Below are 20,163 nucleotides of genomic sequence, written 5' to 3'. Positions count from 1 at the left end.
CATGCAACCCCTGCAACCTTTACTTGAAGTACGTGGCCTGACCGTCGCGTACGGCAATCAGCCGCCATCGGCGCAAGACGTGTCCTTTTCCGTCGCGCCTGGCAAACTCACCGCGATCGTGGGGGAGTCCGGCTCTGGCAAGACGACCTCGGTGATGGCGACTCTGGGACTCCTCGGCGGGTCCGTGCGGGTGCTGGACGGCGCAGTCTATTTCCAAGGCAAGGACATCACGCAGTTGTCTCCGCGGCAGTGGCGTCAGCTGCGCGGTGCGAAGATTGGCTTGGTGCCGCAGGACCCGAACAATTCGCTCAACCCGCTCAAGCCCGTCGGGGCCTCGATCGAGGAGGCGATGGCGGTCCACGGTATTGGCACAGCCGTCTCCCGCCGCGCACGCGCGCTGGAGCTCATGGAGGCCGTCGGCATCGACGACCCGCAGCGCCGCCACGGCCAGTACCCGCACGAGCTCTCGGGCGGGATGAAGCAGCGCGTGCTCATCGCAGCAGCCATCGCGCCCGAGCCGCAGGTACTGATCGCCGACGAGCCGACGTCCGCCCTGGATGTGACCGTGCAGGAAAAGGTGCTGGACGTGCTCGACGAGATGCGTGAGCGCCTCAACCTCGGCATCGTGCTGATCACGCACGACTTGGCGGTGGCGGGTGACCGTGCCGACGACGTGGTGATTATGCAGCGCGGCGTCGTCGTGGAGGAAGGCCCCGCCGCGGAGGTGCTCGCCGACCCGCAAGAGGAGTATTCACAGCGCCTGCTTGCCGACGCCCCTTCGCTCGCCGTCGCGAACGCCTACCACCGGCCAGCGCCGGACGGCGACGTGCTGGTGCGCGTGGATCACCTGCGCCAGGAGTATGGGGACTTCGTGGCCGTCAATGACGTCTCCTTCGAAGTGAAGCGAGGGTCCACGCACGCGATTGTGGGCGAATCCGGCTCCGGGAAGACCACGACTGGGCGGGCGATCTCCCTGTTCCGGGATCCGACGAGCGGCAGCGTCACCATCGGCGGCAACGTCGTGACCGGCGTCGACGACGCCACCCGCCGGAAGCTGCGCTCCACGGTGCAGCTGGTGCACCAGAACCCGTTTTCTTCCCTGAACCCTAAAATGACGGTGGAGGCCATCGTGGCCGAGCCGGTTCGGAACCTGACGGGGGCGTCGAAACGCGAGGCGCGCGCGAAGGCGCACGAGGTGCTGGCGCGCGTGGCGCTGGACCCGCAGCAGTTCGCGCGGCGCACCCCGTCGCAGCTTTCCGGCGGGCAGCGCCAGCGTGTCGCCATTGCGCGTGCGCTCGTGGTGGAGCCGGAGCTCGTCGTGTTCGATGAGGCGGTTTCCGCGCTCGACGTGACGGTGCAGGCGCAGATCCTCCGGCTGCTGGAAGGCCTGCAGCAAGAGCTGGGCCTGACCTATATCTTTATTTCCCACGATTTGGCGGTGGTGCGCCAGGTCTCGGATACGGTCAGCGTGCTCAGCCGTGGTACCCAGGTGGAGTACGGCCCGACCGATGACGTCTTCCAGTGGCCGCGCCACGAAGTGACAAAGAACTTGATCCATGCAATCCCGGGCGCGCGCTTCCGTGCCCGGCAGTTAGGAGAATTTAGTGTCTAACATCATCGATACGCTTGCCGACGCCTCTCCGGAACTCGCGCGCCTTCGCAGGCGCCGCCCGGAAGCAGTCGAGAACGCGGAGCTGACGTTTACGGCCCTCTTCGAGCCCGCTGACGAGGGGGATGTGCCGCTGGCCTGGCGCTATGGTGTCGCCGCGTTCGTGGCAGGGCTCACCGGGCTACCAACTGCGAGCGCGTTCTACCGGGAGCTGCTCGAGGACCTCGAAGACCAAGCCCCCGGCCTCGCCGAGGCCGTCGACGCCGCTGTCGCGCGCGGTGCATCCGATGGGCCGTACTGGCACGGCGACTTCGTCCTGTTCGGTGACGTCATTGGGGAGGCGTCCGAGCAGTTCGCCGCTGCCCTGGACTTCGCACACCTGCTGGTTGTCCACCCGAAGGATTCCACCGCCGCAGTGATCGGTCACCTGCAGACCGCCGGGTGGAGCGACAACGGCATCGTGACGTTGGCGCAGCTCATCGCGTTTGTGACGTTCCAGCTGCGCGTCGTACACGGCGTGCGGGTGCTCGGCGGGGTTGACGCTGGTGGGGTGCAGCGGGCGTCGATGAGCGGGCGGGCGCACGGCGTGGCTGACCCCGGCTGGGAGCCCGGGCCACGCACCCTGCTGCCCGAAGTTGTGGCGCCGACGAAGTTCGTCGAGCACTCCCTGGGCTGGCGCGCGTGGGTGCCCAGCCTGGACAAGTCCGAGTTCACCGACGAGCACCGCGACGCGCTGCTCAAGCCCGAGCGAATCGACATGGAGTACTTCCGGCTGCTCGCACGTGACCCTGAGGTGCTCAAGGCACGCACCCTGACTGACCTGGACATTTTTTACAACACCGACGGCGGCCTGGGGCGCGCCGAGCGTGAACTCGCCGCGACCGTGGTCTCCCGTCTCAACGGGTGCGAGTACTGCGCCTCCGTACACCAGGGGCGCGCGAAGCAGGAAGGCGGCGACGCCGAGGCGATCTCCCGGCTCCTCGACGAAGGCGTGACCGCGGACCTGGGCACCCCGCTGTGGAACGCGCTGCGCGACGCCGCCGTGGCGCTCACGCACACCCCGATCGCGTTCTCGCAACAGCACGTCGAAGCCCTCCGCGAGGTCGGCTGCGGCGAGCTCGAGATCCTCGACCTGATCAACTCGGCGGCGTTCTTCAACTGGGCCAACCGCCTCATGCTCAGCCTGGGTGCGGCTGATGTGCCGAAGCGCTACCGCTAGCGCTTCTGGGTGGGCGCTGCAGGGGCTGCGGGCGCGTATGCGAGGCGTCGCGTGCCGTCGACGTGCGGCATGAGCACCCACGCCACCACAAACAACCCACCCGCAAGCAGTGCCAGCCCCCAGCCGGGCAGCGGCGCGATCAGCGGGCTCAGCATGAGCGCCAGCCACCACAGCATCAGCGGCACCACCATGCTGAGCGACGGCACCTGCGAGACGTTGCGGCTGCGCGCAAACTCGGCCATGGCCTTGCGGTACGGGTGTGCCCGGGTGGTGGCGCGGGCGACGAGCACCGCGGCGAGAGCAATACCGACTTTCGCGGCCGTGGGCAGCGGTGCCGCCATCACGCTTATCGACGCCGCTACGCACCCCGCCGCTACCGCCCGCACAACGGGTGGCGTGGGAATTGGGGTGACGCGGTTGCGGAAGTCTGCGTAATACATAGGGCAGAGCGTACCGCATAGGGGCCTGCCTTGTGGCGCTACTGTTCGAAATAGTGTTCGACCTTTGCTGTTGCTCGTGTCGGGGGCGCGTTGCATACTTACAGGCATGAATGGAACACCTATTCGCTCGCGCGAGTTCGCCCCGGACGGTGGCGGGCGGCTCAGTAAGGCTGAGCAGATTGCGCAGCTCCGTGCGCAATTAGCCGAGTTCGACGGCGGTGCTGTGCAGGAGCCGATCGGGAGCGAGGGTGTTGTTCCGCTGTCTGCAGAGTTGGCGCGCGTGCTCCCGAACGGGGGTTTACCAAGACGGCAAGTCACACAGGTGAGCGATACGCCGTCGCTTATCGTAGAGATCCTGCGGCAGGTCACGGAAGCCGGAGGATACGCGGCCGTGGTGGGGTGGCCGGAGTTGTCCTACGCAGAGCTCTCGGAGCAAGCGCTGCGCAGAACCGTAGCGGTTCCGGAACCGGGGATGGACGCCATGCATGCCGCAGGGGTGCTCGCCGAGGGGCTAGACGTGGTGGTGCTACACACCCGATGCGAAATCCAGTACACGCCCGCCCAGGCACGCCCACTGCTTGCCCGCGTGCGTGCCGGGGAGGCGGCGATGCTGTGCGTGAACGTGACGGTGCCTTCGCCCGCGCTGCGCATGAGCGCGGACATCGCTAGCTTCCACGGCATCGGGCGCGGCCGCGGGCGCATCGCAGGCATTGACCTGGAGGTGTCCGCGCACGCGAAAGGCTGGAAGCGGCCACCGGCATTACTGAAGCTTGGGGTTGTGGCGGGCGGTGGTGCGCACCTGAAGGCGGTGCCCTCATGAGGGTTGCGGCGCTCTGGTTCCCGGATTGGCCCGTGCAAGCAGCCAAGCTCGAAGCCGAGGACACGCTGGAGGAACCGATCGCGATCGCGGTGCAGCACCGTATCAAGGTGTGTTCGCAGGAGGCGCGGCGCGCCGGGGTCCGCCGTGGGATGCGGGTGCGCAACGCGCAGGCCGTCGCGCCTGAGCTGACGGTGGTGGAGGACAACCCGGAGCGCGACGGCCGCACGTTCAGCGCGCTCGCGGGATCCTTGGATGACGTGGCGGCCTCCGTGGAGGTGCTGCGCCCTGGTCTGGTGGTTGCGGACCTCGCCGCGGCGGGGAAGTTCCACGGCGATGAAGATACGGCGCTTGAGATGCTTCTCGACGCCGCCGCACGCCACGGCATTGACGTCATGGCAGGGGCGGCGGATGAGATCGCCACGGCCGTGATCGCCACCCGGAGCTCGCACGTGGTTGCAGCGGGGGAGTCGGCGCAGTTCCTTGCAGTACAGCCACTTCGGGTGCTCACAGCGGAGGCGGCACTCGGCGCGGACCCGGAAACGGTCCGTACCCTGGGCCAGCTGGGCATCCAGACGCTGGGGCAGCTCGCGCAACTGCCGTCCTCTGCCGTGATGACTCGCTTCGGGGTCGCAGGCATCCACCTCCACCGGATCTCCAGCGCGGCCCCGGACCGGCGCGTCGCCCCGGAGCTACCCGTGGAGGACTTCGCCGTCGAGATGACGCCGGAGGAACCGATCGAGCGCGTCGACGCCGCCGCGTTCGCCGCCCGGGCGCTCGCGGCCACGCTGCACCAGCGCCTCAAGGGGGCCGGGGTGCACTGCCTCCGGCTGAAAATCTCCGCCGAGCTTGTCGACGCCACCCGGGTCGAGCGCGTGTGGCGCACCCGGGAAGCACTGACAGAGGCTGGCACCGCCGACCGGGTGCGCTGGCAGCTCGACGGCTGGCTCACCAACGGGGGCGCAGGGCCGATCGCCTCGCTCATGCTGGAACCACTTGAGCTTGCGCAACCCGACATGGTGGGGGAGCTGTGGTCCGACGGGGCGTCGGATGAGGGGGCGCGGCGCGTGATCGAGCGGGTGCAGTCCCAGCTCGGAATGGAGGCGGTGCTGCAGCCGGTCGCGGTTGGAGGTCGCGGCGTGGCCGAGCGTATTCAGCTGGTGCCCTATGGGGAGGTGCCGCCGCAGGGCCGCGGGGCGTTCGTCGGCGCCGTTCCGTCACCACTTCCAGCCCGGCTCGGCGGTGGGATCGAACACCCGTCATCGCGGGTGCAGCTGCTGGACAGCGCCGACCAGCCGATACTGTTCAACGCCGAAGTCCTGCTCAGCGGCCAGCCGACAACGCTAGTGTGGGGCAAGCGCTGCTACGACATCACCGCGTGGGCAGGGCCTTGGCCCGTTGACGAAGAGTGGTGGGGTGCGCATCCGACCCGGCTTGCGCGCCTCCAGGTGCTGGGCCACGACCAGGCGGTAGGAACAGGGCAGCGCGGGTGGTTGTTGGTGTGGCACCGGCAGCGATGGAGCGTCGAGGCGCTCTACCACTAGGTGTTAGGACTGCACGATGTCGACGACCAGGCGCAGCGGGTGCTCCAGAATCTGCACCGAATACGGCAGGTCAGAGCGTAGCCCTACGACCACGCGGCTGCGACCCTCGTAGGTGCCGGCGTTGACGACGTCGATAATGTTGCCGGTCTCTGCCGGGGTATCCACCTTGATCTGGTCCGCGTCCAGGCCAAGTTCGTAGGGGTAGACGGTGCCGTCGATGTTGATATTGAGGAACGCGTTGCCGGTCACCTTCAGTGGTTTGCCGGTGATCTCCTGCATCGGGGTGGAGGTGTAATCCACGAACCAGCCCGGCTTGCCCTCGCCGACGAGGTCCACGACAACGCGGTCGAACCCCTCGTGGGTGCCCACACGCACGCCAGCCACGGCGAGCTGAGTAGGCGCGGAAGGCCGCTGAGTCTTCGGGCTCGCGTTCGCGGTACCGAGCGGGCGAAGCTGCGTCGTTGATGGCGCAGCAAGCATCGAGCCGACGCGGGTCGCGGCCTGGTCCTGAGCAGGAGAGGACACGCACCCGGCGAGCACGGCGCCAGCAATACAGGGCGTCAGCGCCGCAACGGCGAACTTCGGTAAGGGAAACACGCAAAATACCGTAGCTAGAACGAATCTCGAAGAGCAAAGCAGAACGGCGAAAAATCAAAAAGGTTATCAAAATGTTAACTGCCCGACTCGGCCCGGTTTAGGTATACCTAATCAATCGGGAAATTTTCGCTACAGTAGGTGACATGACTACAGCCCATGCACGCACACTCTGCTCCGATACGGACAGTGAGCCGCTGCCGGGTACCGCGAAACCCGGCTCGACCTACGTTTTGTTTGAGTGGCCACACAAGTGGAGCCACGACGTACTCGACGGCGACACCTTCGGGGACGAACTGACCGAAAAGTTGAAAGCGCACATGCAGCGCTACAACGCCACCTTGCTGCTTATCCGCCACCCAACGAGGGAAGGCCGCCAGATTGAAGACCACCACGTCTACCTGGTCTTCGCCGACCAGGCAGCAACCGAGGTGCTGCATGTCGATGGGCCTGAGGCGATCCTGGATCTCGACCTGTCAGGCCCAGGGCAAAACAGCGCCAAGTCGCGTACGAAGCCACTCGTCCTGGTCTGTACCCACGCGAAGCGCGACATGTGCTGCGCCATCAAGGGCCGCCCCATCGTCAACGAGCTCGTAGAGAAGTACCCGTTTGGGCATGGCAACGACGTGGTGTGGGAAACCTCGCACATCAAGGGGCACCGTTTCGCCGCCACGATGCTGCTCATGCCGTGGGCGTACAGTTTTGGCCGGATGAACCTCGAGGCTACTGAGGCCATGCTTGAAGCTGCGATGCGCGGCGAGTACTTCGTGCCGGGCAACCGCGGCCGCGGCACCTTCAGCCCGGTAGGCCAGGTGGCGGAAGTGGACGTCGCAACGCAGCTCGCCACCCGAGGGGACAAGGTGCGCTACGGCCAGCTCGAAGTCACCGCCGAGCGTATCGACGGCCCCTCCGCCCACGTCACCGTGACCGACACCGCGACCGACACCGCCTACGAGGTGATGTTGGAGCAGCGCGACGTTGATGCCGTGATGGCATCATGCGGGAAGGACCCGAAGCCCGGCAAGAGCTGGGTCGTCGCTAGTCGCTCCTAGATGTAGCTGGGCAGCACGTCAGCGACCCTGTTGATCACGTGGTCGGTGCGCTGCTGCACCTCGGCGGGCGAGTGGCGGAAGCTATGCGAGTGATCTGCGATTTCGTGCATGGACAGGTCATTCCACGAGTCGCCGAAGGTGTACAGCTCGATGTCTTCGCGTGGGACGTCGAGTAGCTGCAACAGGTCCTGGATGCCCGCACCCTTCGTGCGGCCCGGCGCCATGATGTCGATGAAGTCCTGGTTCTGGGCCACTGACACATGCGGCAGCGCGCGCGTCCACTCGTAGACTTCCGCGCGCAGGTCTTCGTCGTTCGGGATCCACAAGGGGACGACGGCGAACTCGTGGTGGGGAATGTCGGCCGTGGTCATCCTGTCGAAGTTGACGGTAAAGCTACTGCGAGCCTGGGTGTTGTTGCTGAACTCACCATCGACGTGGCCGATCGTGGTGCCGAACACCGCCACCCCATCCGTGTCAGCGAAGTGCGTGACCACCTGTTCGACGATCTCCGGGTCTACAAGGTGTGAGTAGAGCAGGCGCTCGTTGTCGCCGGTGGTTGCGGAGCCACCGTTCGAGAGCACCTGGTAGTCGAAGCGGATGGGGCAGTGGCGCATTCCGAACTCGAGCGCGGTGCGCGAGCGTCCGGTGGCAGAAATGGCGATGTGCCCGGCGTCGCGCCAGGCCTGGATCGCGGCCATGTCGGCCGGGTCGAAGCCGTGCTCGCCCGTGTCAGTGTCCGTGGGATGATGAAGGGTGCCATCAAAATCAAACGCTGCGATTTTCATGGCACCCATCCTAACCAACTGGTCACACCTTAGCGGCGCATCACCTTCTTGGACAGCCAGTTGCCCAAGAACTGCGCCAGCTGCACGATGACGACGATGACGATCACAGCCGCCCACGTCACCTGCGGCTCGAACTGGCGGTAGCCATACACGATGGCGAAGTCACCGAGGCCGCCACCGCCGATGTAGCCGGCCATCGCGGACATATCGATCACCGCGATGAAGATGAACGTGTAGCCGAGAATCAGCGGGCCGAGCGCCTCGGGGAGGATGACGGTGCGGATGATCGTCCACGGGCCTGCGCCCATCGAACGCGCGGCCTCAATCATGCCGGGGTCGATGGATACCAGGTTCTGCTCGACAATACGGGCCACGGTAAAGGTCGCGGAGAAACACATCACAAACGTAGCTGCGCCCCGGCCAATCGTGGTGCCCACCACCGACAGGGTGATGGGGTAGAGCATCGCGATCATGATGATGAACGGGATCGGCCGGAAGAAGTTCACGGCGAAGTTAATCACCCAGTACACGACGTTGTTCTGCAGGATGCCACCCGGGCGGGTGGTGTACAGGAACACGCCGAGGATCAGGCCACAGATACCACCGACGAGCAGGGTGATGCCCACCATCCAAAGGGTATCGCCGATGGCGTCTACGAACGTGGGGCCGAGCCGGTCCCAGTTCGGCTGCGCCAGAATGAATTCGTTGACAGCACTGTTCATCGACGTATCTCCTGAATATCCGTGGTGCCCTGCAGCGTGTGCAGGAACTCGTTAATCGCTGCATCGTCGCCGTTGAGGCGGACCGTCATCTTGCCGAAGGAGTGCTCCTGCAGGGTCGTAATACCCGCGTGCACCGGCTGAATCGACACGCCGCGTTGGCGCGCCTTCTCCGCCGCACCGAAGAATCCCGAGTGTTCGGTCAGGTCGACGGTGAAGAGGCGCCCAGGCGCCGCGTTCAGCAACTCGAGCTCCTCGTGCTTGTCTGGGGTGTTGCGAAGCGACGTCGATACGAAGCGCTGCGCGACCTTCGTTTTCGGGTCCGAGAACACCTCGTAGACGGAGCCATACTCGACGACCTTGCCGGCCTCCATCACGGCGACCTTGTCCGCAATCGCGCGGATCACGTCCATCTCGTGGGTAATCACCACGATCGTGATGCCAAGTTCCGCGTTGACGCGGCGCAGCAACTCGAGCACCTCGTGGGTGGTCTCGGGGTCGAGGGCGGAGGTGGCTTCGTCGGCAAGCAAGAGCGAGGGATTCGTGGCGAGCGCACGAGCGATGCCCACGCGCTGCTTCTGACCACCCGAAAGCTGCTCGGGGTAGTTCTTGCCACGATCCGACAGGCCGACGAACTCGAGGAGCTCCTCGACGCGCGCCCGACGCTCCTGCTTGCCCAAACCGGCAAGCTGCAGCGGGTATTCAATGTTGCCCGCCGCAGTTCGGGAAGAGAACAGGTTGAACTGCTGGAAAATCATCCCAACGTTTCGGCGCACTTCCCGCAGGCGCTTCTCGCTCTTGCCGACGATATTGGTGCCGTCGAGGAGGAGTTCGCCGCTGGTAGGCATGTCGAGCCCGTTGATCAGCCGCACCAGCGTGGACTTGCCAGCGCCGGAGTAGCCGATCACTCCAAGGATCTCACCAGGCTCGACCGTCAGCGACACATTGTCGACGGCCACAACCTCGCGCCCACCCGTTGTAAAGACTTTCGATACGTCCCGGAACTCAACCCGGGTGCCGGTTTTCGTCACGGATTACTTCTCCTGAAGGCGTGCGAGGATAGCGTTTGCGTCATCACGGGAGCGCTCAACAGCGACCGCGGTGCCACGGGAATCCTCCTGGACGGCAGCTGCGACCTCTGGGGAGTTCCACAGCTCTGCGAGGCGGTTGTAGGTCGGGTTATCCAGGTCCTCAGCGCGTGCAGCGAAGACGTTGATGTATGGCTCGCCCTGCTCGGAAGCCGGGTCATCCTGGAAGATAGCCTGCTTTGGCTCAATGCCAGCGCGCTCCAGCCAGGAGTTGTTGATGATGGCCGGGCGGCCTTCCTTGTATGCGGAGGTCGTCTGGGAAGCGTCGACCGGAACGACCTTCACCTTCGACGCTGCCTCGTCGATATCTGCTGGGGACGGTGCCAGTTCATCAGCGCCATCCTTCAGCGTGATCAAGTCAGCCTGGACGAGGACGTTGATTGCGCGGCCCTGGTTCGAGTCATCGTTCGGGATAGCAACCTCGGTGCCTTCGATGCCGTCGAGGGAATCGTGATCCTTCCAGAACAGTGCCAGCGGGTAGATCTCCGTGGTGGACAGCACCTTCAGGTCGTTGCCGGAAGCCTCGTTGTAGGTGGCGAGGTAGAGGATGTGCTGGAACTTGTTCAGGTCAATCTCGCCCTGGGCAAGCGCCTCGTTGACTGGTGCGTAGTCAGAGAACTGCACGATGTCGAGAGTGATGCCGTTGTCTGCCGCGAGGTCCTCGAAGACGGACCATGCCTTCTGGTCAGCGTCGGTGGTACCAATCTTGACGACGGTGTCCTCGCCGCCACCGGCAGCGTCGGTGGTCTTCTCGGCAGAGTCGTTGGAGCAAGCTACCAGGCTGGTAGCGGCGAGGGCTGAAGCTGCGATGGTTGCAATCACACGGTTGAGGCGCATGATGTCTCCTTTATGTCTTTCGTTGGGGAATCATTGATGGTTTGAAAACTTAGCATCTATTGGACCGCTTAGTCTATCCCTGGCTACAAACGTTGAATATAAATCCGCTTGCGCGAGCATTCGAACATGTTTACACTATCGAACATGCGATTCAATGGGGGTGCTCCGCTGACATGGTCAAAGCTGGAGCGGATACTGTCTGGGAACGACGTCGGTCCTGTCGTTCCGGTAGATCACCTCACCTTTGCTGGTGAAGCGGAGGGTGAGGGGGTCGGTGGGCGGCGCGGTGGGGTGCCATTCGCCGAGTTGCACGCGGTGTCGTCCTATAGCTTCCTTGGCGGGGCGAGCGAGCCTGAACAGCTGGTCGCGCGCGCTCGGTCGCTCGGTCTTTCGGCGCTTGGCCTGTGTGATCGTGACGGTTTCTACGGTGCAGTGAAGTTTGCGGAAGCTGCTGCTGCGGCCGGGATGCCCACGGTGTTTGGTGCAGAGCTGACGCTGAAAGAGGGGGTGCTGCCCGTCCTGGCCCGTGGTGCGGAAGGGTACCGGAGGTTATCGCATCTGATGTCGCGCGCACACATGGAGGGTAGGCAAAAAGGCGAGCTCTCGTACCCGCCGATGTGGGAAATCGGGGAGTGGCTTGATGGCTCCTGCTTAGCGCTTGGCGGGTGGGAGTGGACCCCGCTATTCGATAAATTGAGCGAGAGCTTCGGGGTGGAAAATGTGGTGAGGGAGTACGTGGTCTCACTCATGCCGGATGACGCCGATCATCACCAACAATTAGACCGCTTCGTTCATCTTCCCGCCATAGTGAGTACCCGGCCTGCCGCTGCGACGCGCCGACACGCGCGCCTCGCTGCAGCGAAACATGCGCTTGGCCAGCGCCGCGCGCTGCGGCAAGACGTTGCTGACCTGCACCCCATGGGGGCGCACTGGCTGCGCAGCGGGCAGCAGCTCGCCCGGCTGCTGCCGGGATGTGAGCCGATGCTGGCCACCACCGTGGAGGTTGCCGAACAGTGCGCGTTTACGCTCGACCTTGTCGCGCCAAACCTACCGGACTACGACACTCCTGCTGGCCACAATGAAATGAGCTATCTGAAGGAGTTGACCTACGCGAGTGCGCAGGTGCGGTACGCGACGCGCCCGGAAAACATCCGTGAGCAGGCGATGAAGCAGATTGCTTACGAACTCAGCGTGATTGAGGAGCTCCAATTCCCCGGCTACTTCTTAATCGTGTACGACCTGGTCGACTTTTGTCGGCGCAGCAATATCCTGTGCCAAGGCCGTGGGTCGGCGGCGAACTCAGCGGTCTGCTTTGCTCTCGGGATCACGAACGCCGAGCCGATCAGCGCTGGCCTTCTCTTTGAGCGTTTCCTGTCGCCGGACCGCGATGGCCCACCGGATATCGATATTGATATTGAGTCCGGCAGGCGCGAAGAAGTAATCCAGTACGTTTACCGGCGCTACGGCCGCGAGCGTGCCGCGCAGGTGGCGAACGTGATCACGTACCGGAGGAAGGGTGCTGTTCGTGACGCTTCCCGGGCGCTCGGGTACCCACAAGGTGCTGCGGATGCCTGGTCAAAAGGACTCAGCGACCCGCCGGAGCAGGTATGTACGTTGGCGGAGGAGTTCATTGGCCAGCCACGCCACCTCGGGATCCACTCGGGCGGGATGGTGATCTGCGACCGGCCGATCGCGGACGTCGTTCCCATCGAGTGGGCGCGCAAGGAACAGCGCTCTGTGGTGCAGTGGGACAAAGACGACTGCGCTTCGGCGGGGTTGGTGAAGTTTGACCTGCTCGGGCTCGGCATGCTGGAGGCCCTGCACCACATGGTGGACCTCGTACGCGATACAACGGGCACAGAGGTGCACCTGTGGGAGCTCGACCTCGCCGACACCAACGTCTACGACATGCTGTGCCGCGCTGACGCCGTCGGAGTATTCCAGGTGGAGTCGCGCGCGCAACTTTCCACGCTGCCACGGCTGAAACCACAGCGCTTCTTTGACCTCGTGGTCGAGGTGGCCCTCATCCGCCCAGGCCCAATTCAAGGCGGATCCGTTCACCCATATCTACGGCGCCGCGATGGCCTCGAGCCCGTTCTCTACGATCACCCGGTGCTGGAAAAATCTCTTGGGAAGACGCTGGGTATTCCGTTGTTCCAGGAGCAGCTCATGCAGATCGCCGTCGACGCCGCAGGATTCAGCCGCCGGGAGGCCGACGCGCTGCGCCGCGCGATGGGTTCGAAGCGTTCTCCAGCTAAAATGGCGGCGCTCAAAGCCCGGTTCTTCGAGGGCTGCAACACCACGAACGGGATCGGGGCGGACGTCGCGGAAAAGCTCTGGAACAAGATCGTCGCGTTTGCCGCCTACGGATTTCCGGAGTCGCACTCGCAATCGTTTGCGTCGCTTGTGTACTTCTCCGCGTGGATGAAGTACTACTACCCGGCCCAGTTCTGCGTCGGCCTGCTGCGGGCACAGCCGATGGGCTTCTACTCGCCCCAGTCCCTGATTCAAGACGCCCGCCGCCACGGCATCACGGTGTTGCCGGTGAGCGTGAACGGATCCGGCGTACAGGCGCGCTGTATAGATAATGACACAATTCGGATCGGGCTGAATTTGGTGAAGGGGGTCGGGGAGAAGGCTGCGGCCAGGATCGAGAAGGCCGCGCCGTTCACGGACATCGCGGACCTGGCGCGTCGGGCGGAGCTGACCGTGGAGCACGTCGAGGCGCTCGCCAAGGCGGGTGCGCTGGACTGCTTCGGAGGGGAGCGTCGACAAGCAGTGTGGGCTGCGGGCATCGCAGCAACAGAGCGCGACGGCATGCTGCCTGGGCTTTCAGGTATCGACGCCCCAGCGCTGCCCGGGATGACCGCGTTCGAGCTGCTCGCGGCCGATGTTGCCGCCACGGGCGTTACCCCCGACACGCAGCCGATGCAGCTGCTGCGCGAACACTTGCAACGGGAGGGGATTCTCCGAGCGGTCGACCTTCGTAGCGTGGAAGACGGTACCCGCGTCCGCGTCGCAGGCGTGGTCACGCACAGGCAGCGGCCGCAGACGGCATCAGGCCTGACGTTTCTGGGGATGGAGGACGAAACCGGGCTGCTGAACATCATGGTGTCGCCGGGGCTGTGGAAGCGACAGCGCGTAGTGGCGCGCACAGCGCACGCGCTGGTGGTGCGCGGGATTGTCCAAAATGCGTCAGGTGCGGTCAGCGTCGTGGCGGACCGTCTGGAGCAAATCGATGTCGGCCAGTGGCTCTCGCGTGGTTCACGTGATTTTCGGTGAAGTCGCTAGGGTAGGGCCCATGGAACAGCAGACTGACGCACTCGCGAGACCACCGCTACCGGCCTCGGTTGAGCAGATGCACCGCGTATCACCGAAGTACATGGTGCCCATGCTGGTGACCAACACGGTGTGGGCGCTGATTGTCATCGGCAGCCTGCTGTGGGCGCAGTGGAAGTACGGCGGCTGGTGGATGTGGGGAGCGGCCGTCTGCGGAGTGTTCTTCATCTGGAAGTACTTCCTTATCCCGTTCCAGGTACGCAACCTGGCGTGGCTGGAAACGAACAACGAGCTCATCCTGAGCCAGGGGAAGATGTGGCACACGCTCACCGTTATCCCTTACGGGCGCATCCAGTTCGTGGACGTCAACACGGGACCGGTGATGCGGATACTTGGGCTCAAGAAGTTGGTGGTGAACACGGCATCGGTCAGTTCGGTGACCACGCTGCCTGGACTTCCCGCCCACGACGCCGACGCGCTGCGTGACCGGCTTGTAGTCAAAGCACGCGAACAGATGAGTGGCCTATGACGGCGGCCTCTGAGTACCGGCGGGTCCACCGACTGACCCCGTTGCTGCGCGTGTGGGCGACGCTGCTTGCGCTGCTCACGATCGCTGTCTTCAACTTCACGATGCCCCTAGTCAACTGGCTGCAGGACGAAGGCATCGGCATCATGGATGTGGGCGTGGCCGTTGGCGTGTTCGTCGTTGGCCTGCTCGTAGTGTTCATTATTTCGCAGCTGTGGTGGGCCAAGATCGGATTCCGCGTTGGCGAAGAAGACATCGAGCTGACGCGAGGGGTGCTCACCACTAAGGTGCGCACCGCTCGCTACGACCGGATCCAGGCAGTCGACGTCATCGAACCGTTCGCGCCGCGCCTGTTCGGGCTTGCGGCGGTGCGCGTCGAGGCGGCCGGAGGCAACAATTCGGCCATCGAGATCGCCTACCTGCCCCGCGCGGAAGCGGACGAACTACGCGCCGAGATCCTGCAGGCCATTGCTGCCCGCCCCGGCGCAGCTGCGTCCGCGTTGACGCCCACCGAGCAAGACGCCGACCCGGCTAATACGCTGGTGCCACCAATCCCGATTGGTCGTTCGCTGCTTGCTGCGGCGTTCCAACTCTCAACCATCATTACTGTTGTCTCGAGCGCCGTCCCGCTCTTCACCGATCTCTCGATCACCGCGGCAGTACCGATCCTCGTCGGGTTCGTGCCACAGATCTGGCGCACCATCGACCACTCGTGGCGCTTCAATTCAGTGCTTGACGACGCCACCTCCGGCAGCAACGGGGCCGTCATCAACATGACGTACGGGCTTGCGAACCGCAGGCACCAAGCGGTCCCGCTGCACCGCATCCACGCGGTACAGCTTCGCCAGCCACTGCTGTGGCGCATGTTTGGGTGGTGGACCGTCTCGGTGACTGTGGCCGGGTACGGGTCCGAGCGCAACAAGGCAACTGGCACATCCAAGCTGCTGCCGGTCGGGACCTTGGAGCAGGCCATGCAGGTCATCGACGCGATTGCGCCGCTGTCCGGTGAGGCGATGCGAGACATGTCGCGTGCACAGCTGCGCTCCCCGCGCTCTGCGCGGTGGGTTTCACCGGTTGATTGGCGGCGGCAGACAGTCACGCTGTACCCAGAGGTCACCGTGGTCACGTTCGGTCGCCTGTCCCAGCGGTACCAGATGGTGGAAAACGCGCATATCCAGGAGCTTTCCTTCAAACAAGGGCCGTTGCAGCGCAGGCTTGGCCTGGCACATGTGCGATTTGATCTGGTCCCGGGAGCCGTCAAAATGGTGGCGCGGGACGTGCGTGCGGGGGAGGGGCGTTGGCTCGTCGACACGCTGCGCACCCGTACGCTGCCCCCGGTAGCTACCGAGCCGGAGCTAGACGCCGCCGACGAATCCCAACTGCCGCCAGGCCTCGAAGACGGCGACGGACGCGGAGTTGGAAAGGTTCATTGACCTGCGGCTCGGCAGCATCGGGATGCGTAGCTGCTTGGTCACGCGCGGGTGGCTGCGGTGTGCTTCGGGGAGACCGGTCGGCTCGGTGCCGAAAAGGAGGGCGTCACCGTCGCGGTACTCGACGTCCTGGTAGTAGTCGGTTGCCTGCGTGGTGAACGCGAAGATGCGGGCGTCCGGGATGGAGGCGAAGCAGGCGTCGATAGTTGGGTGGATCTGGACGTCCGCTAGGTCGTGGTAGTCCAGCCCTGCGCGCTTCAGGTGCTTGTCTTCGAAGTTGAACCCGAGTGGCTCCACCAGGTGCAGTACGGCGCCGGTGTTTGCGCACAGCCGGATTGCGTTGCCGGTGTTGCCTGGGATGACGGGATTGTCAAAGATAACGTGAAAAGCGCACATGGTTACAGTCTAGGATGGTCACCGTGACTGCGATTAAATTAGACGGAAAACTGTACCGCGAGGAGATCTTTGCGGATCTCAAAACACGAGTTGCTGCCCTGCGCGAGCGTGGGATCACGCCGGGGCTGGCCACCGTGCTGGTCGGCGATGATCCGGCGAGCCAGAACTACGTGCGCATGAAGCACCGCGACTGTGAGGAGCTGGGCATTGCCTCCATCATGAAGGAGCTGCCGGGGGACATCACGCAGGAAGCACTCGAGGAAGTCATCGAGGAGCTCAACAACGACGACGCCGTCACCGGCTACATCGTGCAGCTGCCCCTGCCGAAGCACCTGGATGAGAACCGCATCCTGGAACTGATCGACCCGGACAAGGACGCCGACGGCCTGCACCCGGTCAACCTGGGCAAACTGGTGCTTAACGAGCCCGCGCCGCTGCCGTGCACCCCGAACGGTTCCATCAAGCTGCTGGAGCGCTTTGGCGTGGATCTTAACGGCGCGATCGTGTGTGTCATCGGCCGCGGAGTGACCGTGGGGCGCCCGATTTCCCTTATGTTGACCTCGCGTAACGTCAACGCCACGACGGTGCTGTGCCACACCGGCACGAAGGACCTGGCTGCGGAGACGCGCCGGGCGGATGTGGTCATCGCGGCCGCTGGCAAGCCACACATGATTACCGCGGACATGATTAAGGAAGGCGCCGCGTTGCTGGACGTGGGCGTCTCTCGTGTCGACGGCAAAACGGTCGGCGACCTGCACCCGGATGTATGGGAGAAGGCGGGCTGGGTCTCGCCGAACCCTGGTGGCGTTGGCCCGATGACTCGCACGTTCCTGGTCCGCAATATCGTGGAGCGGGCTGAGCAGCTTGCCTAACTCGGCAGAAGGGTTGTCGCTGGACAACCCTCATGACATTGGGAACCCGCCCTCGCCACTGCCTCGGAACGTGCAGGTGGCGATGGTCGGCGTGTTCATCCTGGGGTTTGTCGCCGCGGGGGTGTGGTCGCTGACGGACCACTGGCGGCGTGCCACGTTCACACTCGGGGCGACCATGCTGTGGTGCGCACTGCTGCGCCTGACGTGCGACTCGCAAGTCATTGGTCTGCTGGCAGTGCGCTCCAAGCGTTTCGATATCGCGTTTTCCACCGGCCTGGGCGCCGCGATGGTGTGGCTAGCCTGGTCGGTGGACGCGCTGGGCTCTTAAAAGGATCTTACGCGCTGGTCAGCGCGATGAAGTTGCGCAAGATGTTGTCCATCTGGCGGGCTTCGACGAGAAACGCGTCGTGGCCAACCGGGGATGACAGCTTGTGCATCCCCAGCAGGTTTCCCAGGTTGCGGGACATGTGTTCCTGCTGGTGGTAGGGGTACAAAATATCCGTATCGACGCCCACAATCATCGTCGGCACCGTCGACGAGTGCAGCGCCTTGTTCAGGCCTCCGCGACCGCGGCCGATGTCGTGGCGGTTCATGGCTTCAGTGAGTGTGACGTAGGCGCCGGCGTCGAAACGCTTGACGAGCTTCTGCCCCTGGTAGTCCAGGTAGCTTTGCACAGCGAAGCGCTGGTCGTGCTCGCGGTAGGGGCCGAGTGGGTTTTCGCCTTCTTGGGCGCTTGTGCCGAAGCGCTCGTCGATTTCGAGCTCACCGCGGTAGGTGAGGTGTGCGATGCGCCGGGCGGCAGCCAGTCCCTCATCGGGGGAGGTGCCGGTGGAGTAGTAGTCGCCGCCGTGCCAGTTGGGGTCGCGCACGATGGCGTAAATCTGAGCCTCCTGGATGCCGATCTGCCAGGCGCTTGCGCGCGCGGAGACCGCCATGACGCAGGCGTAGCCGACAGATTCGGGGTAAAGCAGCGTCCACTCCAGGGTGCGCGCCCCGCCCATGGAGCCCCCCATGATGGCATGCACACGGTGGATACCGAGCTGGGTGAACAAGGTGCGTTCGGCGCGGACCTGGTCGCGGACTGAAAGTGCGGGGAAGCGGGACCCCCACGCGGCGCCGTCGGGATGCGTGCTCGCAGGGCCAGTCGAGCCGTAGCAGGACCCGATCACGTTGGTGCAGATCACGCACCAAGTGTCGGTGTCGAGTGCTTTGCCGGGGCCGATCGCCCCGCTCCACCACTCGGCGGCGTTGGAATCGCCGGTTAAGGCGTGCTCAACAACAAGGATGTTGTTGTCGCCCTTCGGGTCACCCCGGAACTGCCCCCACCGCTGGTATGCGATGTGGGCGTCCTGGATGGTGGCTCCGGCCTCTGTGGTGAAGTCGCCAATCGGGACTAATTGCAGCTCGCCTTCAGGCGCCAGGTTGGGCATGTTAGATCGCTGCGAATCCGCGCTCGAGGTCCGCAATGATGTCGTCGGCGTCTTCGATACCGACGCTCAGGCGGATGGTTGCCTGGGAGATGCCGGCTCGTGCCAGGCCCTCCGCGTCCGACTGGGAGTGCGTCGTTGTAGCCGGGTGAACCACCAGGGAGCGGACGTCGCCGATGTTCGCCAGGTTCGAGTGCAGCTTGAGGGCGTCGATAAACTTCCAGGCGTTGGTGTGGTCGTCCTTGTCGCCTGCGACCTCGAAGGAGAGCACCGAGCCGGTGTAGCGCAGGCCGAGCTTCTCCTTGACCGCGTAGTACGGAGAGGACTCGAGGCCGGCGAAGTTCACCTTGGCCACCTTGTCGTGCTCGCTGAGGAACTTTGCCACCTTCAGCGCGTTCTCGTTGTGGCGCTCCACGCGCAGGCTGAGCGTGTCCAGCCCCTGCAGTGCAACCCACGCGTTGAACGGGGAGATTGCAGCGCCAGTGTCGCGCAGGATGCCAGCGCGAGCCTTCAGGGCGAAGGCCGGTGCGCCGAGGTCCGCGTACTTCAGGCCGTGGTACGCCGGGTCCGGGGTGACGAAGTACGGGAAGACCGGTTTGCCGTCGCGTTCGACGGTCCAGTCGAACTTGCCGCCGTCGACGAGGACGCCGCCGATAGCTGCGCCGTTGCCGGTGTAGAACTTCGTGGTGGAAACGACCACGATGTCCGCGCCGAGCTCCAGTGGGCGGACCAGGGCAGCGGTGGCCATGGTGTTGTCGATAATCAGCGGCACCTGGTTGCGGTGCGCGACCTCGGCGACGGTCGGAATGTCGAGGACGTCGGCGATCGGGTTGCCGAAGGTCTCGCCGTAGAACGCCTTCGTGTTCGGCTGGACAGCCGCCTGCCAGCTCTCTGGATCGTCAGGGTTGTCCACGAACGTGACGTCGATGCCGAGGCGTGGCAGCGTCACCTGGAACAGGGTCTCGGTGCCACCGTAGATGCGAGGCGAGGTGACGATGTGGTCACCTGCCGACGCCAGGTTCGTAATGGCGGCGGTCTCTGCAGCCATGCCAGAGGCGAATGCGGTAGCTGCGACGCCACCCTCGAGGTCCGCGATGCGGTCTTCGAGTGCCTGCTGGGTTGGGTTGGTCAGGCGAGTGTAGATCGGGCCTGGGTTGGAGAGGTTGAAGCGGTCTGCTGCGTGCTGAGCGTTGTCGAACACGTAGGAGGTGGTCATGTAGATGGGTTGGTTGCGGGCCCCGTAGTCGCTGTCCACGGCCTGTCCGGCGTGGATGGTGCGGGTGTTGAAGGACCAATCTTTCGTATTGCTGTTGTCGTATTGAGTCATGGGGAACAATGTAACGCTTGGTAGGTTTCGTGTGAACCAAGCTGTCTAGCAATACTGTTTAACCAGGCGATATATGTGAATATAAATAGAAAAGTGAAGAGCTTCCAGCGTCACGCTCACCCCGGGCGGTAGTCATGCCAACTTGCTGGTTCAACCATGTTGACAATAGTGACGGTGGTGTACGTTCGTGAACCTTCGCGTC

19 protein-coding genes are annotated in these 20,163 nt (G+C 64.3%); 10 read left to right on the top strand and 9 right to left on the bottom strand.

Annotation, left to right across the window (positions count from 1 at the left end):
- Position 1: 1 nt before the first annotated feature.
- Entirely contained in the window at positions 2 to 1,612 is a 1,611-nt protein-coding gene (locus JMN37_RS02330; RefSeq protein WP_252930968.1) for a dipeptide ABC transporter ATP-binding protein, read from the top strand.
- The gene (locus tag JMN37_RS02325) at positions 1,605 to 2,828 is read left to right on the top strand and encodes an alkylhydroperoxidase domain protein (RefSeq protein WP_252930967.1); all 1,224 of its coding nucleotides are present in this window, start codon (positions 1,605 to 1,607) and stop codon (positions 2,826 to 2,828) included. Before JMN37_RS02330 ends, JMN37_RS02325 begins: the two co-directional genes overlap by 8 nt.
- Here JMN37_RS02325 and JMN37_RS02320 read toward each other — a convergent pair.
- Positions 2,825 to 3,268, bottom strand: coding sequence for a hypothetical protein (locus tag JMN37_RS02320; protein WP_252930966.1), 444 nt, complete (start codon positions 3,266 to 3,268; stop codon positions 2,825 to 2,827). The two genes, JMN37_RS02325 and JMN37_RS02320, sit on opposite strands and share 4 nt — an antisense overlap.
- A 106-nt stretch (positions 3,269 to 3,374) precedes the next feature.
- Between JMN37_RS02320 and imuA' the strand changes: the two genes are divergently transcribed.
- Both imuA' and JMN37_RS02310 read left to right on the top strand, forming a co-directional pair.
- Positions 3,375 to 4,088 (top strand): DnaE2-dependent mutagenesis accessory factor ImuA', encoded by a 714-nt coding sequence (gene imuA' / locus JMN37_RS02315; RefSeq protein ID WP_252930965.1) that lies wholly within the window; start codon positions 3,375 to 3,377, stop codon positions 4,086 to 4,088.
- Positions 4,085 to 5,629 carry a Y-family DNA polymerase gene (locus JMN37_RS02310; RefSeq protein ID WP_252930964.1) on the top strand — a complete coding sequence of 515 codons (1,545 nt, stop codon included), beginning with the start codon at positions 4,085 to 4,087 and terminating at the stop codon, positions 5,627 to 5,629. Before imuA' ends, JMN37_RS02310 begins: the two co-directional genes overlap by 4 nt.
- Before the next feature lie 3 nt (positions 5,630 to 5,632).
- Here JMN37_RS02310 and JMN37_RS02305 read toward each other — a convergent pair whose 3' ends face one another.
- Positions 5,633 to 6,226, bottom strand: coding sequence for an AMIN-like domain-containing (lipo)protein (locus tag JMN37_RS02305; RefSeq protein WP_252930963.1), 594 nt, complete (start codon positions 6,224 to 6,226; stop codon positions 5,633 to 5,635).
- A 143-nt stretch (positions 6,227 to 6,369) separates the two neighbouring features.
- Between JMN37_RS02305 and JMN37_RS02300 the strand changes: the two genes are divergently transcribed.
- On the top strand, positions 6,370 to 7,275 hold the full coding sequence (locus tag JMN37_RS02300; protein WP_070363020.1) for a sucrase ferredoxin: 906 nt from the start codon (positions 6,370 to 6,372) through the stop codon (positions 7,273 to 7,275).
- On the opposite strand, the gene JMN37_RS02295 is transcribed toward JMN37_RS02300, so the two are convergent.
- Genes JMN37_RS02295 through JMN37_RS02280 form a run of 4 tightly spaced genes read right to left on the bottom strand, consistent with a single transcriptional unit; the run spans position 7,272 to position 10,704 of the window.
- On the bottom strand, positions 7,272 to 8,060 hold the full coding sequence (locus JMN37_RS02295; RefSeq protein ID WP_084028662.1) for an HAD family hydrolase: 789 nt from the start codon (positions 8,058 to 8,060) through the stop codon (positions 7,272 to 7,274). The two genes, JMN37_RS02300 and JMN37_RS02295, sit on opposite strands and share 4 nt — an antisense overlap.
- Positions 8,061 to 8,089: 29 nt before the next feature.
- Positions 8,090 to 8,782: a methionine ABC transporter permease gene (locus JMN37_RS02290; RefSeq protein ID WP_070975850.1), complete on the bottom strand. Its 693-nt coding sequence runs from the start codon at positions 8,780 to 8,782 to the stop codon at positions 8,090 to 8,092.
- Positions 8,779 to 9,810, bottom strand: a complete 1,032-nt coding sequence (locus JMN37_RS02285; protein WP_070363017.1) for a methionine ABC transporter ATP-binding protein — start codon at positions 9,808 to 9,810, stop codon at positions 8,779 to 8,781. Before JMN37_RS02285 ends, JMN37_RS02290 begins: the two co-directional genes overlap by 4 nt.
- A 3-nt stretch (positions 9,811 to 9,813) precedes the next feature.
- A complete protein-coding gene (locus JMN37_RS02280) occupies positions 9,814 to 10,704 on the bottom strand; it encodes a MetQ/NlpA family ABC transporter substrate-binding protein (protein WP_070363016.1) in 891 nt (296 codons plus the stop codon).
- Between the two features lie 144 nt (positions 10,705 to 10,848).
- Between JMN37_RS02280 and JMN37_RS02275 the strand changes: the two genes are divergently transcribed.
- Genes JMN37_RS02275 through JMN37_RS02265 form a run of 3 tightly spaced genes read left to right on the top strand, consistent with a single transcriptional unit; the run spans position 10,849 to position 15,942 of the window.
- Positions 10,849 to 13,986: an error-prone DNA polymerase gene (locus JMN37_RS02275; RefSeq protein WP_370295873.1), complete on the top strand. Its 3,138-nt coding sequence runs from the start codon at positions 10,849 to 10,851 to the stop codon at positions 13,984 to 13,986.
- A gap of 19 nt (positions 13,987 to 14,005) precedes the next feature.
- Positions 14,006 to 14,512, top strand: a complete 507-nt coding sequence (locus JMN37_RS02270) for a PH domain-containing protein (protein WP_240492743.1) — start codon at positions 14,006 to 14,008, stop codon at positions 14,510 to 14,512.
- Positions 14,509 to 15,942 (top strand): PH domain-containing protein, encoded by a 1,434-nt coding sequence (locus JMN37_RS02265; RefSeq protein ID WP_252930961.1) that lies wholly within the window; start codon positions 14,509 to 14,511, stop codon positions 15,940 to 15,942. The genes JMN37_RS02270 and JMN37_RS02265 overlap by 4 nt, the downstream gene beginning before the upstream one ends.
- Here JMN37_RS02265 and JMN37_RS02260 read toward each other — a convergent pair.
- Entirely contained in the window at positions 15,865 to 16,335 is a 471-nt protein-coding gene (locus JMN37_RS02260; protein ID WP_070477642.1) for a tRNA (cytidine(34)-2'-O)-methyltransferase, read from the bottom strand. The genes JMN37_RS02265 and JMN37_RS02260 overlap by 78 nt on opposite strands.
- A gap of 23 nt (positions 16,336 to 16,358) precedes the next feature.
- Between JMN37_RS02260 and JMN37_RS02255 the strand changes: the two genes are divergently transcribed.
- Positions 16,359 to 17,207 carry a bifunctional methylenetetrahydrofolate dehydrogenase/methenyltetrahydrofolate cyclohydrolase gene (locus JMN37_RS02255; RefSeq protein ID WP_205634833.1) on the top strand — a complete coding sequence of 283 codons (849 nt, stop codon included), beginning with the start codon at positions 16,359 to 16,361 and terminating at the stop codon, positions 17,205 to 17,207.
- Positions 17,200 to 17,535: a DUF3017 domain-containing protein gene (locus tag JMN37_RS02250; RefSeq protein ID WP_240492742.1), complete on the top strand. Its 336-nt coding sequence runs from the start codon at positions 17,200 to 17,202 to the stop codon at positions 17,533 to 17,535. Before JMN37_RS02255 ends, JMN37_RS02250 begins: the two co-directional genes overlap by 8 nt.
- A 7-nt stretch (positions 17,536 to 17,542) precedes the next feature.
- On the opposite strand, the gene metX is transcribed toward JMN37_RS02250, so the two are convergent.
- Both metX and JMN37_RS02240 read right to left on the bottom strand, forming a co-directional pair.
- Positions 17,543 to 18,637: a homoserine O-acetyltransferase MetX gene (gene metX, locus JMN37_RS02245; RefSeq protein ID WP_252930960.1), complete on the bottom strand. Its 1,095-nt coding sequence runs from the start codon at positions 18,635 to 18,637 to the stop codon at positions 17,543 to 17,545.
- 1 nt (position 18,638) lies between these two features.
- Positions 18,639 to 19,961, bottom strand: a complete 1,323-nt coding sequence (locus JMN37_RS02240) for an O-acetylhomoserine/O-acetylserine sulfhydrylase (protein ID WP_252930959.1) — start codon at positions 19,959 to 19,961, stop codon at positions 18,639 to 18,641.
- Positions 19,962 to 20,163: the final 202 nt, after the last annotated feature.

The organism is Corynebacterium lipophilum (genome assembly GCF_024102595.1).
GTDB lineage: Bacteria > Actinomycetota > Actinomycetes > Mycobacteriales > Mycobacteriaceae > Corynebacterium > Corynebacterium pseudogenitalium.
Note: the sequence above shows the minus strand (reverse complement) of the source record. Positions and strands in the feature narration are given on the sequence as shown.

Bases quoted from the DNA above. Each gene is read 5' to 3' on its own strand.
- JMN37_RS02330 (WP_252930968.1), top strand. From the start codon at position 2: ATGCAACCCCTGCAACCTTTACTTGAAGTACGTGGCCTGACCGTCGCG.
- JMN37_RS02320 (WP_252930966.1), bottom strand. From the start codon at position 3,268: ATGTATTACGCAGACTTCCGCAACCGCGTCACCCCAATTCCCACGCCA.
- imuA' (WP_252930965.1), top strand. From the start codon at position 3,375: ATGAATGGAACACCTATTCGCTCGCGCGAGTTCGCCCCGGACGGTGGC.
- JMN37_RS02310 (WP_252930964.1), top strand. From the start codon at position 4,085: ATGAGGGTTGCGGCGCTCTGGTTCCCGGATTGGCCCGTGCAAGCAGCC.
- JMN37_RS02300 (WP_070363020.1), top strand. From the start codon at position 6,370: ATGACTACAGCCCATGCACGCACACTCTGCTCCGATACGGACAGTGAG.
- JMN37_RS02295 (WP_084028662.1), bottom strand. From the start codon at position 8,060: ATGAAAATCGCAGCGTTTGATTTTGATGGCACCCTTCATCATCCCACG.
- JMN37_RS02290 (WP_070975850.1), bottom strand. From the start codon at position 8,782: ATGAACAGTGCTGTCAACGAATTCATTCTGGCGCAGCCGAACTGGGAC.
- JMN37_RS02280 (WP_070363016.1), bottom strand. From the start codon at position 10,704: ATGCGCCTCAACCGTGTGATTGCAACCATCGCAGCTTCAGCCCTCGCC.
- JMN37_RS02275 (WP_370295873.1), top strand. From the start codon at position 10,849: ATGCGATTCAATGGGGGTGCTCCGCTGACATGGTCAAAGCTGGAGCGG.
- JMN37_RS02270 (WP_240492743.1), top strand. From the start codon at position 14,006: ATGGAACAGCAGACTGACGCACTCGCGAGACCACCGCTACCGGCCTCG.
- JMN37_RS02265 (WP_252930961.1), top strand. From the start codon at position 14,509: ATGACGGCGGCCTCTGAGTACCGGCGGGTCCACCGACTGACCCCGTTG.
- JMN37_RS02260 (WP_070477642.1), bottom strand. From the start codon at position 16,335: ATGTGCGCTTTTCACGTTATCTTTGACAATCCCGTCATCCCAGGCAAC.
- metX (WP_252930960.1), bottom strand. From the start codon at position 18,637: ATGCCCAACCTGGCGCCTGAAGGCGAGCTGCAATTAGTCCCGATTGGC.
- JMN37_RS02240 (WP_252930959.1), bottom strand. From the start codon at position 19,961: ATGACTCAATACGACAACAGCAATACGAAAGATTGGTCCTTCAACACC.